At 65.8% G+C, this 16,354-nt stretch carries 15 protein-coding genes; all 15 read left to right on the top strand.

Annotated features, from left to right (window positions below; translation table 11 throughout):
- Nucleotides 1–104 precede the first annotated feature (104 nt).
- Nucleotides 105–1,748 carry a fatty-acid--CoA ligase FadD5 gene (fadD5, locus tag G6N43_RS01275; protein WP_083153116.1) on the top strand — a complete coding sequence of 548 codons (1,644 nt, stop codon included), beginning with the start codon at nucleotides 105–107 and terminating at the stop codon, nucleotides 1,746–1,748.
- Nucleotides 1,749–1,960: 212 nt separating this feature from the next.
- Nucleotides 1,961–2,758: an MlaE family ABC transporter permease gene (locus G6N43_RS01270; RefSeq protein WP_083153113.1), complete on the top strand. Its 798-nt coding sequence runs from the start codon at nucleotides 1,961–1,963 to the stop codon at nucleotides 2,756–2,758.
- A gap of 1 nt (nucleotide 2,759) precedes the next feature.
- Complete coding sequence (locus G6N43_RS01265; protein ID WP_083153110.1) at nucleotides 2,760–3,629, top strand: MlaE family ABC transporter permease; 870 nt, start codon at nucleotides 2,760–2,762, stop codon at nucleotides 3,627–3,629.
- A gap of 4 nt (nucleotides 3,630–3,633) precedes the next feature.
- Nucleotides 3,634–4,845: an MCE family protein gene (locus G6N43_RS01260; RefSeq protein ID WP_083153108.1), complete on the top strand. Its 1,212-nt coding sequence runs from the start codon at nucleotides 3,634–3,636 to the stop codon at nucleotides 4,843–4,845.
- A complete protein-coding gene (locus G6N43_RS01255) occupies nucleotides 4,842–5,873 on the top strand; it encodes a virulence factor Mce family protein (RefSeq protein ID WP_083153105.1) in 1,032 nt (343 codons plus the stop codon). The genes G6N43_RS01260 and G6N43_RS01255 overlap by 4 nt, the downstream gene beginning before the upstream one ends.
- A complete protein-coding gene (locus tag G6N43_RS01250) occupies nucleotides 5,870–7,441 on the top strand; it encodes a virulence factor Mce family protein (protein WP_083153103.1) in 1,572 nt (523 codons plus the stop codon). The genes G6N43_RS01255 and G6N43_RS01250 overlap by 4 nt, the downstream gene beginning before the upstream one ends.
- Before the next feature lie 13 nt (nucleotides 7,442–7,454).
- Nucleotides 7,455–9,104 carry a virulence factor Mce family protein gene (locus G6N43_RS01245; protein WP_083153101.1) on the top strand — a complete coding sequence of 550 codons (1,650 nt, stop codon included), beginning with the start codon at nucleotides 7,455–7,457 and terminating at the stop codon, nucleotides 9,102–9,104.
- The gene (locus G6N43_RS01240) at nucleotides 9,104–10,264 is read left to right on the top strand and encodes a virulence factor Mce family protein (protein ID WP_083153098.1); all 1,161 of its coding nucleotides are present in this window, start codon (nucleotides 9,104–9,106) and stop codon (nucleotides 10,262–10,264) included. The genes G6N43_RS01245 and G6N43_RS01240 overlap by 1 nt, the downstream gene beginning before the upstream one ends.
- Before the next feature lie 3 nt (nucleotides 10,265–10,267).
- The gene (locus tag G6N43_RS01235; RefSeq protein ID WP_083153095.1) at nucleotides 10,268–11,833 is read left to right on the top strand and encodes an MCE family protein; all 1,566 of its coding nucleotides are present in this window, start codon (nucleotides 10,268–10,270) and stop codon (nucleotides 11,831–11,833) included.
- Nucleotides 11,803–12,447: an Rv1363c family protein gene (locus G6N43_RS01230; protein WP_083153093.1), complete on the top strand. Its 645-nt coding sequence runs from the start codon at nucleotides 11,803–11,805 to the stop codon at nucleotides 12,445–12,447. The genes G6N43_RS01235 and G6N43_RS01230 overlap by 31 nt, the downstream gene beginning before the upstream one ends.
- Nucleotides 12,444–13,418, top strand: a complete 975-nt coding sequence (locus G6N43_RS01225) for an RDD family protein (protein WP_083153091.1) — start codon at nucleotides 12,444–12,446, stop codon at nucleotides 13,416–13,418. The genes G6N43_RS01230 and G6N43_RS01225 overlap by 4 nt, the downstream gene beginning before the upstream one ends.
- Nucleotides 13,415–13,966 carry an Rv1363c family protein gene (locus tag G6N43_RS01220; protein ID WP_083153089.1) on the top strand — a complete coding sequence of 184 codons (552 nt, stop codon included), beginning with the start codon at nucleotides 13,415–13,417 and terminating at the stop codon, nucleotides 13,964–13,966. Before G6N43_RS01225 ends, G6N43_RS01220 begins: the two co-directional genes overlap by 4 nt.
- Nucleotides 13,933–14,814: a mammalian cell entry protein gene (locus G6N43_RS01215; RefSeq protein WP_083153087.1), complete on the top strand. Its 882-nt coding sequence runs from the start codon at nucleotides 13,933–13,935 to the stop codon at nucleotides 14,812–14,814. The genes G6N43_RS01220 and G6N43_RS01215 overlap by 34 nt, the downstream gene beginning before the upstream one ends.
- A gap of 19 nt (nucleotides 14,815–14,833) precedes the next feature.
- On the top strand, nucleotides 14,834–15,514 hold the full coding sequence (locus G6N43_RS01210) for a YoaK family protein (RefSeq protein WP_083153085.1): 681 nt from the start codon (nucleotides 14,834–14,836) through the stop codon (nucleotides 15,512–15,514).
- A 9-nt stretch (nucleotides 15,515–15,523) separates the two neighbouring features.
- On the top strand, nucleotides 15,524–16,354 hold the full coding sequence (locus tag G6N43_RS01205; protein ID WP_083153082.1) for an SDR family oxidoreductase: 831 nt from the start codon (nucleotides 15,524–15,526) through the stop codon (nucleotides 16,352–16,354).

Raw genomic sequence — 16,354 nt, 5'->3', positions numbered from 1 at the left:
GGGGTTGTACCCGAGCCGCCGAGGCCATACTGTGACCGGGGCAACACAATGTTTGATCAAATATCAATTTCACGCAACCCAAGGATCAGAAGGAGTCGTCGCCGTTGGCTTCCCCGTTAGCGCCGGACCCGACTGAGCAGCCGTATCTCGCACGCCGACAGAACTGGACCAACCAGCTCGCCCGGCACTCGCTGATGCAGCCCAACGACACGGCGTTGCGATTCCTCGGCCACACCACGACCTGGCGTGAACTCGATGACCGCGTCAGCGTCCTTGCCGGTGCACTGAGCCGACGCGGGGTCGCCTTCGGCGACCGCGTCCTGATCCTGATGCTCAACCGCACCGAGTTCATCGAGTCGTTCCTGGCCGTCAACAAGCTCGGGGCCATCGCCGTGCCGGTCAACTTCCGGATGACCCCACCCGAGATCGCCTTCCTGGTCAGCGACTGTCAGGCGAAGGTCGTCATCACCGAAGCGGTGCTCGCCAACGTGGCGGCCGCGGTGCGCGACATCGATGCGACGCTGACAACCGTCATCGTCGCCGGCGGCACCACCGACGACGCCTTCGTCGGTTACGACGACCTGATCGCCGAGGAGGGCGTTCCGGCCCCGCTCGTGGACATCCCCAACGAGTCGCCCGCGCTGATCATGTACACGTCGGGGACCACCGGTAGGCCCAAGGGGGCGGTGCTCACCCACACCAACCTCACCGGCCAGACGATGACGATGCTGTTCAGCAACGGCGCCGACCTGAACAACGACGTCGGCTTCATCGGCGTGCCGCTCTTCCACATTGCCGGCATCGGCGGCATGCTGCCCGGACTGATGCTCGGCCGCCCGACGGTCCTCTATCCGTTGGGGGCGTTCGACCCCGCTGAGTTGCTCGACGTCCTCGAGACCGAAGGGGTGACGGGCATCTTCCTGGTGCCCGCGCAGTGGCAGGCGGTGGTCGCCGAGCAGCGCGCGCGTCCGCGGAACCTGAAGTTGCGCATGTTGTCCTGGGGTGCCGCACCGGCCTCAGATACGTTGCTGCGCAGCATGTCTGAGACGTTCCCCGGCGCGCAGATCCTCGCCGCCTTCGGCCAGACGGAGATGTCTCCGGTGACGTGCATGCTGTTGGGTGACGACGCGATCCGCAAACTCGGTTCGGTCGGCAGGGTGATTCCCACGGTGGCCGCGCGCGTCGTCGACGAGAACATGAACGACGTCGAGATCGGCCAGGTCGGTGAAATCGTCTATCGCGCGCCGACGCTGATGGCCGGCTACTGGAACAACGCCGAAGCCACCGCGGAGGCCTTCGCAGGCGGCTGGTTCCACTCCGGCGACCTCGTTCGTCAGGACGAGGACGGCTACATCTGGGTGGTCGACCGCAAGAAGGACATGATCATCTCCGGCGGCGAGAACATCTACTGCGCGGAGGTCGAGAACGTCCTTGCCGCACACCCCGCGATCGCCGAGGTGGCGGTGATCGGCCGGCCGGACGACAAGTGGGGAGAAGTGCCGGTGGCGGTGGTTGCGGTGGGCGCCGACCACAAAATCGAACTCGCCGATCTCGATGAATTCCTCACCGAACGCCTTGCGCGGTACAAGCATCCGAAGGCTCTCGAGGTCGTCGATGCGCTACCCCGTAACCCCGCTGGCAAAGTCCTCAAAACCGAGTTGCGGGTGCGCTTCGGGGGCGGCAAGACGGTTGACGCGGGCGAAAGCACCACCCCACCGACGGTTTCTGCTGGCGCACAAGAGATTTAGGGAATCGGGGTGGGTTTGCTAACGGTTGAGGGCTCAATCTCTCGGATGCGGTCCATTGCGGCGTTTGCATCGGGTACAGTCCTGTGGTCTGTCTTACTACCGACGAGTAGGGAGACGCTGGTCACAGTCAGCGGGTTGGGGCAAGGAGGCCGCGTGCGACAGGGGCAGCCGTCGCGCCACCATGGCCGCGGTTTCGTCGTGGGAGCGCACCGATGACGACGTCGACCGACATCGTCGGCTATGTACGCGACCAGGTGCGGCCAGGGCTCACCGCGGTCGGCGGATTCGTGCGGATGTGCGTCCTCACGGGCAAAGCTCTCTTCAAGCCGCCGTTCCAGTGGCGCGAGTTCATTCTGCAGAGCTGGTTCTTGATGCGGGTGGCGTTCCTGCCGACGCTGGCGGTGTCGATCCCGCTGACCGTGCTCCTCATCTTCACGCTGAACATCCTTCTCACCGAGTTCGGCGCGGCCGACATCTCCGGTGCCGGTGCCGCACTGGGCGCCGTCACTCAGCTCGGCCCCCTGGTGACCGTGTTGGTGGTGGCCGGCGCGGGCTCCACCGCAATCTGCGCCGACCTGGGTGCCCGCACCATCCGTGAGGAGATCGACGCGCTCGAGGTGCTCGGCATCGACCCGATCCAGCGTCTGGTCGTCCCCCGCGTGGTCGCCTCCACGTTCGTCGCACTGTTGCTCAACGGCGCGGTGATCACCATCGGCCTCGTCGGCGGCTTCATCTTCGGCGTCTACCTCCAGAACGTCTCCGCAGGCGCCTACGTCGCCACCCTCACCCTCGTCACCGGGCTGCCCGAAGTGCTGATCTCGGTCGTGAAGGCCATGACCTTCGGCCTGATCGCCGGGCTGGTCGGCTGCTATCGCGGGCTCACGGTCGCGGGCGGTGCGAAAGGCGTCGGCACCGCGGTCAACGAGACCCTGGTGCTGTGCGTGATTGCCCTGTTCGCGGTCAACGTGGTGCTGACCACGATCGGTGTCCGATTCGGAACGGGGAGCTGACGTGAGCACGACCCAGGTCCTGCGTTCTCGGTTTCCGCGGGGGTTCTCCCGCGGGGCGGATGTCATCACCGCTCCGGCCCGGTTCCTCGACAGCGTCGGCCACGTCGCGTGGTTCGTCGTCACCGCGATCGGGTCCATCGGTCACGCGCTGCGCTACTACCGCAGGGAAACCCTGCGGCTGATCGCCGAGATCGGCATGGGCACCGGTGCGATGGCTGTCATCGGCGGCACCGTGGCGATCGTCGGTTTCGTGACGCTGTCCGGTTCATCCCTCGTCGCCATCCAGGGCTTCGCATCGCTGGGCAACATCGGCGTCGAGGCGTTCACCGGATTCTTCGCCGCGCTGATCAACGTGCGCATCGCTGCACCCGTCGTCGCGGGACAGGCGCTGGCCGCCACCGTCGGCGCCGGTGCCACCGCAGAGTTGGGCGCCATGCGGATCAGCGAGGAGATCGACGCGCTGGAGGTAATGGGCATCAAGTCCATCTCCTACCTGGTGTCCACCCGCATCATGGCCGGCTTCATCGTGATCATCCCGCTGTACGCGATGGCGATCATCATGAGCTTCCTGTCGGCCCAGGTCACCACGACGTTCTTCTACGGACAGTCGATCGGCACCTACGAGCACTACTTCCGCACGTTCCTGCGCCCCGATGACGTCATGTGGTCGTTCGTTCAGGCGATCATCATCTCGGTCATCGTGATGCTCAACCATTGCTATTACGGCTATTTCGCCAGCGGCGGACCGGTGGGCGTCGGCGAGGCCGTCGGCCGGTCGATGCGCGCATCCCTTGTCGCGATCGTGTGTGTGGTCCTGTTCGCGTCGTTGGCGCTCTATGGCGTCGACCCGAACTTCAACTTGACGGTGTAGCGCCATGACCGCGCCGCTGAACTCGCCCCGCACCCCGCCGTACAAGCTGGCGGGACTGGTGTTGTCGCTCTTGACGATCGCCGCACTGGTGCTGGTGTATTTCCAGTTCCGCGGGGACTTCATGCCGCGCGAACAGCTGACGATGATGTCGGCGCGGGCGGGCCTGTCGATGGATCCCGGCGCGAAAGTCACCTTCAACGGCGTGGAGATCGGCCGGGTGGCCACGATCAACGCGGTGGATGTCGACGGTGAGCCGCGGGCGAAGATCGTCCTCGACGTAGATCCCAAATACATCAAGCTGATTCCGAAGAACGTGCAGGCCGACATCAGTGCGACGACGGTGTTCGGCAACAAGTACATCTCGTTCACCTCGCCGAAAGATCCATCACCGCAGCGGATTACACCATCCGACGTGATCGACGTGACATCGGTGACCACCGAGTTCAACACCCTGTTCGAGACGGTGGTGTCGCTGGCGCAGCAGGTGGATCCGATCAAGCTGAATCAGACGCTGTCCGCCACTGCCGAGGCGCTCGACGGCCTGGGTGACCGTTTCGGCCAGTCGATCATCAACGGCAACGAGATCCTGTCCGACATCAATCCGCGGATGCCCCAGATCCGGCGCGACAACCAGTTGCTCGCCGATCTCGGTGACGTGTACGCCGACGCCTCACCGGATCTGTTCGACGGCCTACAGAACGCGGTGACCACCGCCCGCACGCTCAACCAGCAGCAGGGCAACATCGACCAGGCGCTGATGGCCGCGGTCGGCTTCGGCAACACCGGCGCCGACGTCTTCGAGCGCGGCGGTCCGTATCTGGTTCGCGGCGCCGCGGATCTGATCCGCCCGTCGGAGATCCTCGACGAGTACAGCCCGGCGCTGTTCTGCACGATCCGCAACTTCCACGACGTCGAACCGAAGGTGGCCGCCTCGCTCGGCGGCAACGGTTACTCGCTGCGGACGCTGACGGGACTCATGGGCGCGGGCAACCCCTACGTCTACCCGGACAACCTGCCGCGGGTGAACGCCAGGGGCGGTCCCGAGGGCAAGCCCGGTTGCTGGCAGCCGATCACGCGTGACCTGTGGCCGGCCCCCTACCTCGTGATGGATACCGGCGTCTCGATCGCGCCGTACAACCACTTCGAGTTGGGCCAGCCGATCCTGATCGAGTACGTCTGGGGTCGCCAGGTGGGGGAGAACACGATCAACCCATGAAAATCACCGGTACAGCCATCAAGCTCGGCGCCTTCTCCCTGGTGCTGTTGCTGTTCACCGCGATCATCATCGTGGTGTTCGGCCAGGTGCGTTTCGACCGCACCACCGGGTACTCCGCGGTGTTCTCGAACGCCAGCGGGCTTAGGGAAGGGCAGTTCGTCCGCGCGTCGGGTGTGGAAGTGGGCAAGGTCTCCAAGGTCGAGCTCATCAACAACGGATCGCAGGTCCGGGTCGACTTCAACGTCGACCGCTCGCTGCCGCTCTATGAGGGCACCACCGCGTCGATCCGCTACCTCAACCTCATCGGCGATCGGTATATGGAGCTCAAGCGGGGCGAGAGCGACCGGCGGCTGCCCGCCGGCGGCACCATCCCGATCGACCGCACCGAGCCCGCACTGGATCTCGACGCGCTGATCGGCGGATTCCGCCCGGTGTTCCGGGCCCTCGATCCGGACAAGGTCAACACCATCGCCCAGTCGATCATCACGGTGTTCCAGGGGCAGGGCGGCACGATCAACGACATCCTCGACCAGACCGCGTCACTGACGTCGGCGCTGGCGGACCGCGACCAGGCGATCGGAGAGGTGATCAAGAACCTCAACACCGTGCTCGATACGACGGTCAAGCATCAGCAGCAGTTCGACGAGACGGTGCAGGACTTCCAGGCGCTGATCACGGGGCTGAACGACCGCCGCGATCCCATCGCCACGTCGGTGGCCGAAATCAGCGATGCCGCAGGGACAATCGCGGATCTGCTGGCGGACAACCGCCCGGTGCTGCAGAGCACGGTCAGCAATCTCGAGGCCGTTCAGCAGCCGCTGGTCGACCAGAAGGACAAGCTCAACGACATCCTCACCAGGCTCCCCACGGCGTTCAAGATCATCGGGCGCGCGGGTGGTATCTACGGTGACTTCTTCAACTTCTATTCCTGCGACATCTCGATCCGGATGAACGGTCTGCAGCCCGGTGGTCCGGTGCGGACGGTGAAACTCTTCAGCCAGCCGTCGGGTAGGTGCACGCCGCAATGAGAACTCTGGAGGGATCGAACCGCGTCCGTAACGGGCTGATGGGCATTCTTGTCCTCATCCTCGTGATCGGTGTCGGGCAGAGCTTCGCCAGCGTGCCGATGCTGTTCGCGACACCCACCTACTACGCGGAGTTCTCCGACACCGGTGGCCTCCTCAACGGTGACAAGGTGCGCATAGCGGGCGTGGACGTCGGCCTGGTGCGCAGCGCGGAGATCGTCGGCGACAAGGTCAGGATCGGCTTCTCGCTCGGCGGCACGCAGATCGGGACCGAGAGCCGGGCGGCCATCCGTACCGACACCATCCTCGGCCGCCGCAACATCGAGATCGAGCCGCGCGGGTCAACATCGTTGCGAGCCAACGGGACTCTGCCGCTCGGTCAGACCACCACGCCGTACCAGATCTACGATGCGTTCTTCGACGTGACCGAGGCGTCGTCGAACTGGGACACCGAGACCGTGAAGCGATCGCTGAACGTGCTGTCGGAGACCATCGACCAGACCTATCCGCACCTGAGCGCCGCACTCGACGGCGTGGCGCGGTTCTCCGAGACCATCGGTAAGCGCGACGACCAGATCAAGCAACTGTTGGCCAACGCCAACCAGATCGCAGGCATCCTCGGTAACCGCGGCGAACAGATCAACAAGCTGTTGGTCAACGCCCAGCAGCTGCTGGCCGCCATCAACGAACGGCAGTACGCCGTCAGCATGCTGCTCGAACGCGTCGGCGCATTCTCCGAGCAGATCGAGGGTTTCATCAACGACAACCCGAATCTGAACCGGGTGCTCGAACAACTGCGCGTGATCAGCGACGTCCTCTCCGCGCGCCGCTATGACCTGATGGACACCCTCACCACGGTCGCCAGCTTCGTGGCGTCGCTCGGTGAGGCGGTCGCCTCCGGCCCCTACTTCAAGGTCATGCTGGTCAACCTTTTGCCCGGCCAGATACTGCAACCCTTCGTCGATGCCGCGTTCAAGAAGCGCGGTATCGATCCCGAAAAGTTCTGGGGCGACGCGGGTCTGCCCGCCTGGCGCTTCCCGGATCCGAACGGGACCCGGTTCCCGAACGGTGCTCCGGCGCCTGGGCCCGCCGTGCTGGAAGGCACGCCGGAACATCCGGGACCCGGTGTGCTGAAGGGCTCGCCGTGCTCGTACACGCCGCCGCCCGACGGCATCCCGACCGCGGCCAACCCGCTGCCGTGCGCGAATCTGTCGATCGGACCGTTCGGTGGTCCCGCCTACGGGCCGCCCGACGTGGTCACGTCCGACCCCAACGCGCACGGACCGCAGCCGTCGCCGGGTGTGCCCGCGGCCGCGATCCCGGGCCAGATCTCGCCGGATATGCCCGGGGTGCCCGCGGCGCTGCCGCCTGCCCCGCCCGGCGCCCGCACGGTTCCGGTGGGTCCGCAGCCTCCGCTGCCGCCGGACTTCACGCCGGGGATCGCCCCGCTGCCACCGGCCTTGACCGGGCCGCCGCCACCGCCGGGGCCGGGACCGGACGCAGGGCCCGCCGGCACACCGCCATTGCCAGGGAACCCGCCGTTCCTTCCACCACTTTCGCAGGGACAGTAGGGGGGTGTAACCGATGTCAACGATCTTCAACGTTCGAAACCTGAAGCTGCCGCACGTTTCTCGTGCCGCGGTCATCATCGGCACCCTCGTGGTGATCCTCGGCCTGGTGGCCGTTTTCGTGGGCTGGAACCTGTACAAGAAGCTGACCACCAACACCGTCGTCGCTTATTTCAGCGAGACGCTGGCCCTGTACCCCGGCGACAAGATCCAGATCATGGGTGTCAAGGTCGGGACGATCGACTCGATTGAGCCGGCCGGCGACAAGATGAAGGTCACCTTCAGCTACGACAACAAGTTCAAGGTGCCCGCCAACGCTACCGCGTCGATCCTGAACCCGAGCCTGGTCGCGTCCCGCGTCATCCAGTTGTCACCGCCGTACACGGGCGGACCGGTGATGGAGGACAACGCGGTCATCCCGATCGACCGCACGCAGATCCCAGTGGAGTACGACCAGCTCCGCGACTCCATCAACCGCATCCTGCAGGACCTGGGGCCGACTCCCGAACAGCCCAAGGGCCCGTTCGGCGACATCATCGAATCGGCCGCCGACGGATTCGCGGGTAAGGGTGAGGAGCTCAACCGGACGCTGAACGGGCTCTCCGAGGCACTGTTCACACTCAACGAGGGCCGGGGCGACTTCTTCGGTGTGGTCAAGAGTTTGGCGCTGTTCGTCAACGCGCTCTACAAGAGCGATCAGCAGTTCGTCGCGCTGAACAACGATCTCGCGACATTCACCAGTGCGTTCACCAACACCAACCGCGAGGTCGCCAACGCGCTGCAGGATCTCAACTCGCTGCTGTCGACCACGCGGCAGTTCCTCGACGAGAACGCCGAGGTGTTGACGCACGACATCAACAACCTGGCGGACACCACCAACGCGATCCTGCAGCCCGAGTCGAAGGACGGGCTGGAGACCGCACTGCACGTGTTCCCCACGCTGGGCGCCAACCTGATGAACATCATCTCGCCGGTCACCGGTGGCGTGATGGGCATCCCGGTCATCAACAACTTCGCCAACCCGATTCAGTTCATCTGCAGTTCGATTCAGGCAGGTAGCCGGTTGGGCTATCAGGAGTCGGCCGAGATGTGCGCGCAGTACCTCGCCCCGATCCTGGATGCAATCAAGTTCAACTTCCCGCCCTTCGGTGTCAACCAGTTCACCTCGGCGATGACGCTGCCCAAGCAGGTCGCGTACTCCGAGCCCAGGCTGCAGCCGCCGCCGGGCTACAAGGACACGACCGTGCCCGGCATCTGGTCGCGCGACACGTTGTTCTCCCACGGCAACCACGAGCAGGGTTGGGTGGCCGCACCCGGTATGCAGGGCATCGAGGTGCAGCCGTTCACCGCGAACATGATGTTCCCGGAGTGCCTCGCCGAGCTGATGGGCGGTCCGGACTGCGTGATCCCGCCTGCGCCGCCCACCTTCGGCGGTCCGCATCAGGCCGGCCCACCGAACGCGTACACGGAGAACACCCCGCTGCCGCCACCGTGGTACCCGCAGCCGGGACCGCCGCCGGGCCCCGCTCCCGGTGTGATCCCGGGTGACCCGGGCAGTGCGGCGCTGACAGGTCCGATCCCCGCTCCGGGGCCCGGCCCCGGACCCGCACCGGCGGCACCCGCCGCCGTACCCGCCGGACCACCGCTACCCGCTGAGGCAGGCTGATGATGACCGGTCGCAGATGGAGTCGAATCGCGCTACGCACCGTCGCGCTCGCCGCGGTCGCGCTGGTGCTCAGTTCGTGCGGTGTGTGGCCATGGCGGGGCATCTCCAATGTGGAGCTGCCCGGCGGTCCTGGCACCGGTTCGCAGCGGATGACCGTCTACGTCCAGATGCCGGATACGTTGGCGCTCAACGTCAACAGCCGTGTCCGGGTCGCCGATGTGTTCGTTGGACGGGTCCGGTCGATCGAGCTGAAGAACTGGGTGGCGACGCTGACCCTGGACATGGAACCCAACCTCGGGTTGCCGTCCAACGCGCTGGCCAGGATCGGCCAGACCAGCCTGTTGGGCAGTCAGCACGTCGAGCTGGAGCCGCCGCCTGATCCGTCGGATCAACCGCTGCGCAACGGCGACACCATTCCGTTGAAGAACAGCTCGGCGTTCCCGAGCACCGAGCGGGTGCTGGCGAGCATCGCCACCATCCTGCGTGGCGGCGGGGTGCAGAACCTCGAGACGATCCAGACCGAGATCTTTAATGTGCTCAACGGGCGGGCCGACCAGATCCGGGAGTTCCTCAACAAGCTCGACACGTTCACCGACGAGCTGAACAAGCAGACCGAGGACATCACCCGCGCCATCGACTCCACCAACCGGCTGTTGTCGATCGTGGCGCAGCGCAACGACACGCTGGATCAGGTGCTGACCGAGTTCCCGCCGCTGATCAAGCATTTCGCCGACACCCGCGACCTGTTCGCCGACGCCGTCGAGGCGCTCGGCCGCATCAGCCTCGCCGCGGACAACGCGTTGGCGCCCGCGAGCGACAACCTGCACACCAACCTGCAGAACCTGCAGCGGCCACTGAAGCAGCTGGGCCGGGCGTCGCCGTACGTCATCGGCGCGCTGAAACTGCTTCTCACCGCACCGTTCTCGATCGAGAACGTGCCGAAGGTGGTGCGTGGTGACTACCTCAACGCCTCGCTGACGGTCGACCTGACGCTGTCCGCACTCGACAACACCATCCTGTCGGGAACGGGAGTCTCGGGCATGCTGCGGGCACTCGAGCAGGCTTGGGGACGCGATCCGGCGACCATGATCCCGGATGTTCGCTTCACGCCGAACCCGCACAACGTTCCGGGCGGACCGCTTGTGGAAAGGGGTGAGTGAGCAGTGTTGACCAGATTGATCAAGGTCCAGTTGGTGCTGTTCACCATCCTGACGCTCATCGCGGTCGTGGTGCTGGGTTGGTACTACCTGCGCCTGCCCAGCCTCGTCGGCATCGGGCAGTACGAACTGCACGCCGAACTGCCGCGTTCCGGTGGCCTGTACGCGACGGCCAACGTGACGTACCGCGGCACCCAGATTGGAAAGGTCACCAGCGTCGTGCCCACCGAGCGGGGTGCGCGCGCGACGATGAGCATCGACAACCGGTACAAGATCCCCGCGGATGCGACGGCGAACGTGCATTCGGTGTCGGCCATCGGCGAGCAGTACCTGGACCTGGTGTCGACCGGTAACCCCGGTCAGTACCTGAGTCCCGGCTCGACCATCACCGAGAGCACCGTGCCGAGCGAGGTCGGTCCCGCGCTGGACGCGGCCAACAAGGGACTCGCCGTGCTGCCCAAGGAGAAGATCGACGCCCTGCTCACCGAAACCTCCAATGCCGTAGGCGGTTTGGGCCCGGCGCTGCAACGACTTGTCGACTCCACCACCAACCTCGCGGAGGGCTTCAGGGACAACCTGCCGCAAGTCAACGACATCATCGCCAACTCGGCGCCGATCCTGGACAGCCAGGTGCAGTCCGGCGACAACATCGCGCAGTGGTCGCGCGATCTGAACATCATCGCTTCGCAGTCGGCCGAGCAGGATGCCGCGCTGCGCAGCGGTCTCGAGCAGGCGGCGCCCACGGCGGACCAGGTGAATGCGGTGTTCAGCGGTGTGCGGGACTCGTTGCCGCAGACGCTCGCCAACCTGTCGATCGTCATCGACATGCTCAAGCGCTATAACAAGGGTCTGGAGCAGACGCTGGTGATCCTGCCGCAGGGCGCGGCGGCCGCGCAGGCGGGTGTGCTGTTCGAGGACCTCGGTCAGCTGCCACTCGCGCTCTCCATCAACCAGCCGCCGCCGTGCCTCACCGGGTTCCTGCCCGCATCCGAATGGCGTTCGCCGGCCGACACGAGCATGGCGCCGCTGCCCAAGAACACCTACTGCAAGATCCCGAAGGACTACCAGGGCAACGTCGTTCGCGGCGCGCGCAACTATCCGTGCGTCGACGTGCCGGGTAAGCGGGCGGCCACCCCGATGGAATGCCGCAGCAACGAACCGTATGTTCCGCTCGGCACCAACCCGTGGTACGGCGACCCGAACCAGATCCTGTCCTGTCCGGCGCCAGGTGCGCGCTGCGACCAGGGGGTAAACCCCGGACGGGGTGTCATCCCGGCGCCAACGGTCAACAACGGTGTGAACCCGGCGCCCGCCGACCAGCTGCCTCCGCCGCAGTCCACGGCGCCGATCAGTGACCCGCTCAGCCCTCCTGGCCAGGGCACCGTCACGTGCAGTGGACAGCAACCCAACCCGTGCATCTACACTCCGGCACCAGGGCCTCCCGGCTCCACGGCCGTCTACAGCCCGGCTAGCGGGCAGGTGGTTGGACCTGATGGCGTCAGGTACAACGTCAGCAATTCAAGTAACCCAGGAGACGACGGATGGAAGGAGATGCTGGCACCCGCCAGCTGAACCCCACCGATGCTGATCAGGCGCCCGACGAGTCGTTAGCAGTATCTACAGAGCAAGAAAACACCGAACCAGAAGAGCCAACCGCAGAAGCCCAGCCGGCCGACACCCGCCGCCCGTCACGGCTCGGGCGCGGCTGGGTCGGCGGGATATGTGCCGGCCTGTTGGTCCTGGCCGCCGCAGGCGGGGTCGGGGGTTATCTCGCGCTGAAGGCGAACCAGCAGAGCGAGGACAACGCGCTCAAGGAAGCGGCGGCCCTGCAGGCGGCCAGGGACTGCGTAGCGGCCACCCATGCGCCCGATGTCACCGCGATGACCGCCGCACAGTCGAAGATCATCGAATGCTCGACGGGTGACTTCGGCGCACAGGCCAGCCTGTACAGCGGTGTCCTGGTGGACGCCTACCAGGCAGCGAACGTCAAGGTGCAGGTGTCCGATATGCGGGCCGCCGTCGAACGACACAACGACGACGGATCGTTCGACGTCATGGTCGCGGTGCGGGTGAAGGTGACCAACTCCGAGGCCGCCGACCAGGAGCAGGGCTACCGCCTGCGGCTGCGGATGGCGCCCGACGAGGGCACCTACAAAATCGCGAAGCTGGACCAGGTCACCTCGTGACCGCTGTACTGGACACCGTGGACGACAAACCCGACACGCAGGTGACACCGGAAACGCCGTTGGCGACCTGGTGGGCCCGGGCGGGTGCGTTCGCCATCGATGTGCTGCTTGGCGTCGCGGTGATCGCGACCATGGCGGTGTCGGCGTGGAGCGCACCGTGGCGGGGCTGGCTGTGGTGGGTCTTCGTGGGCACCGCCGCGCTGACCATCGTGGCGATGGCGGTCAACCGGCTGCTGCTTCCCACGATCACCGGATGGAGCCTGGGCAGAGCGCTTTTCGGTATTGCGGTGCGTACGCGCGACGGTGCCGCGCCGGGGGTGCTTCGGCTGGTCGGACGCGATCTGGCACACCTGCTGGACACCGTGGCTTTATTCATCGGGTGGCTCTGGCCGCTGTGGGATGGCCGCCGCCGGACGTTCGCCGATCTGCTGCTCCGCACCGAGGTGCACGCCGTCGAGCGCACACAACGCGACATGCGCAGACCGACCGGGGCGGTGCTGGTCGCGGCAACGGTGGTGTGCGCGTTGGCCGTGGGACTGAGCTATCTGATGGTGTATCGGCCGGAGCGGGCGGTCGATGTCGCGCGCCGGCAGATCGCCGAGCAGGGCCCCAGGATCGTCGAGCAGATGCTGAGCTACACCAAAGACACCCTGCCGCAGGACTTTTCACGCGCACAAACGCTGACCACCGACGCTTACCGGGATCAGTTGATCGCACAGCAGCAGGCGGTGCTTCAGGCCGGTGCCACGTCGAACGAGTACTGGGCCGTCAGCAGCGCGGTGTTGTCGGCGTCGGCGAACCAGGCGGAGATGTTGGTCGCGTTGCAGGGGCAGCGCGGTACCGATCCGAAGGATCTGAAGTTCATCACGGCGACGTTGCGCGTCAACTTCGAGAAGTCCGGCGACGGCCGGTGGAAGGTCGCCAACCTCACCGTGTTGAAGAAGCCCCTCATGAATGGGGGTGGCCAATGAGTCCACGGCGCAAGATCGAGTCCGACGAGCCCGATTTCTTCGAGGTGAAGCCGAAGCCACCGCGCCGGTGGGGCCTGCCGGTACTCGCCGCGGTCGTGTCGGTGTTGATCGCGGCATTGCTGACCGCAGGCACGCTGATATTCGTCAGTCACCGCGACGACATCCGCACCAGAGCCAACGACGCCCAGGTCCTGGATTACGTCCAGGCGTTCATGACGTCGTACACCAGCTTGGATCCGTTCAACGCCAACGCATATGCGGATCGGATCCTCACGGAGGGCACCGGCGACTTCGCAAAGATGTTCAAGGAGAAGCAGAACGAGATCCTGATACAAGTTGCGCAGGCCGAGCCGACGACGGGCACCGTGGTGGCCGCGGGTGTCCAGCGGTGGAATGACGACGGCAGCGCCGACGTGCTGGTGGCGACGAAGGTCACCTCCAAGTCGCCCGACGGGAAGTCGACGATCGAAAGCGGAAACCGCTGGGTCGCAACGGCAATCAAGGAAGGACAGCAGTGGAAGATCAGCCAGCTGATCCAGGTGATCTGACCACCGACGCCGAGGCGACGGACACCCAATCGCCGGCCGCACCCCGCGGTCGGAGGTTTTCGCTGCGGCGTCGACCGAAAGCCGCTGAGCCCGAACCGGTTTCCGAAGAATCGTCGGAGGAGACCACCCCGGCACCGCCCAAGCCGGTCGGCAAATCGCGGCGCACTCGCAGGGGGCAGGCGCCGGTTACCGCCGAAACCGTTGAACCCGAACAAGCCGAACCGGATGAGCCGGCCCAGGCCGAGGAACCGGAAGAACCCGTCGAATCCGAGGAACCCGACGCCACCGAGGATTCCGAGCCGGCCGACGACCGCATCCTGGTGCCGCATCGCCCCGCAGGCAAACGGCTGATCATCGCCGCCACCGCCGCGGCGGTCCTGTTCGTCGCCGCCGCCGGCTTCGCGGGTGCGACGCTGCAGCCGTACCTGGCCCAGCGTGCGGCAGTCGACACGAAGCTCGACGTCGCCCGCACGGCGGCCAGCGCGATCTCCACGTTGTGGACCTACACTCCCGACAACATGGAGCAGCTGCCGGACCGCGCCGAAGTGTTCCTGGGCGGCGATTTCGCCAACGAGTACCGCAAGTACATCGACGCGATCGTCGCCCCCAACAAGCAGGCGCAAGTCACCAACACCACCCAGGTGATGGGAGCGGCGGTGGAGTCGTTGTCCGCCGACGAGGCCACCGCGATCGTGTACACCAACTCGGTGGCCACCAGCCCGGTGACCAAGAACATCCCCTCGCTGCGCTACCTCTCGTACCGGCTGACGATGCAGCGTAAAGACGCAAAGTGGTTGATCACCAAGATGTCCACCGTGACGTCGTTCGATCTCACGCCGCAGTTGTAGGTCGGAGCATTCACCGAACGTGGCCGTCGAATCACCGGTCTCCCCACGCCTGACCTACCTCGCCCTACTGTTACTGACCTTCGCGACCGGCCTCGTCGACGCGGTCAGCGTGCTAAAGCTCGGCCACGTGTTCGTCGCGAACATGACGGGCAACGCCATCTTCCTCGGGTTCTGGCTGGCCCCCTCCACGGTGGTCGACGTGACCGCCGCGTTCGTCGCGGTCGCCTCCTTCGTGACGGGCGCGGTGCTCGGCGGTCGACTGGCTCGGCATCTCGATCGCGAGGTACACCACTGGCTCGGCGTCGCCCTCTCCCTCGAGGTCCTATTGCTTGTGTCGCTGGCGATCCTTGCCGGCACGGGGGTCATCGACTACCACGATCGCTCGAAGCTGTTCCTGATCGCGGGGCTTGCGGTGACGTTCGGGATCCAGAACTCCACGGCGCGCCAGTTCGGCATCCAGGAGCTGTCCACCACCGTCCTGACGACGACGATCTCCGGCATCGGGTTCGACAGTCGGCTGGCCGGGGGCACCGGTGAGCGCGAGAAGCTGCGTTTCAGCGTCATCTTCGCGATCCTGTCCGGTGCCGCCGTCGGCGCGACGCTGACCCGGTTCGCCGTCGCGCCCGTGATCGGACTGGCCGCCGCCGTCGTGGCTTGCAGCGCGGCCATCTTCTGGTTCGGTGCGCGGCGGGCGCACTAGTCTCCACCTATGCCATCTGTACTCGTCACGGGCGCATCACGCGGTATCGGCAAGGGCATCGTCGAACATCTGGCCGCGCGCGGCTGGGACGTCATCGCCGGGGTCCGCAGCCGGGAGGACGCCGACGCGGTCACCAAACTCGACCCCCAACGGGTGTCGTCGGTGATCCTCGACGTCACCTCGTCCGATGACATCGCCGCCTTGGAGGCGTCGCTACCCGAGCGCCTCGACGCGGTCGTCAACAACGCGGGCATCGCCGTCGGCGGTGCGATGGAGACGCTGAGCTCCGACGAGTGGCGAAAGCAGCTGGAGGTCAACGTCATCGGCCAACTCGCTGTCACTCGTGCGGTGCTGCCTCGGCTCCGCAAGTCCCGCGGCCGCATCGTGTTCATCTCCAGCGTCAACGGGCGAATGTCGATGCCTCTGGTCGGTGCGTACGCGGCGAGCAAATTCGCGTTGGAGGCCGCCGCCGACGCGCTGCGAATGGAATTGGCCCCCTGGAAGATCCGCGTCGTTGTGGTCGAGCCGGCGCAAACCGACACCGACATGTGGCGCACCGCCGACGACATGGTGGCGGAGCTGGAAGCGGGCCTGACACCCGAGCACAGGAGCCTCTACGCCAAGCACATCACGGGATTCAGGAAGACGATCCCGATGTCGCAGCGCATCGCCGTCCCCACCGAAAAGGTGTCCGTCGTCGTCGAGGAGGCGCTCACCGCCCGTCGGCCCCGCGCCCGCTACATCGTCGGACTCGCTCCGAAGGCGCAGGTGGCATTGATGACCGCGCTACCAACGAAACTGCGCGACCTCACGCTACGGAAGGTGACCGGCCAACCCTAG

Origin of the sequence: Mycolicibacterium moriokaense, assembly GCF_010726085.1 — a bacterium.
Lineage (GTDB): Bacteria > Actinomycetota > Actinomycetes > Mycobacteriales > Mycobacteriaceae > Mycobacterium > Mycobacterium moriokaense.
The sequence above is the reverse complement of the archived record's forward strand: the minus strand, read 5'-3'. Positions and strand labels throughout refer to the sequence as shown.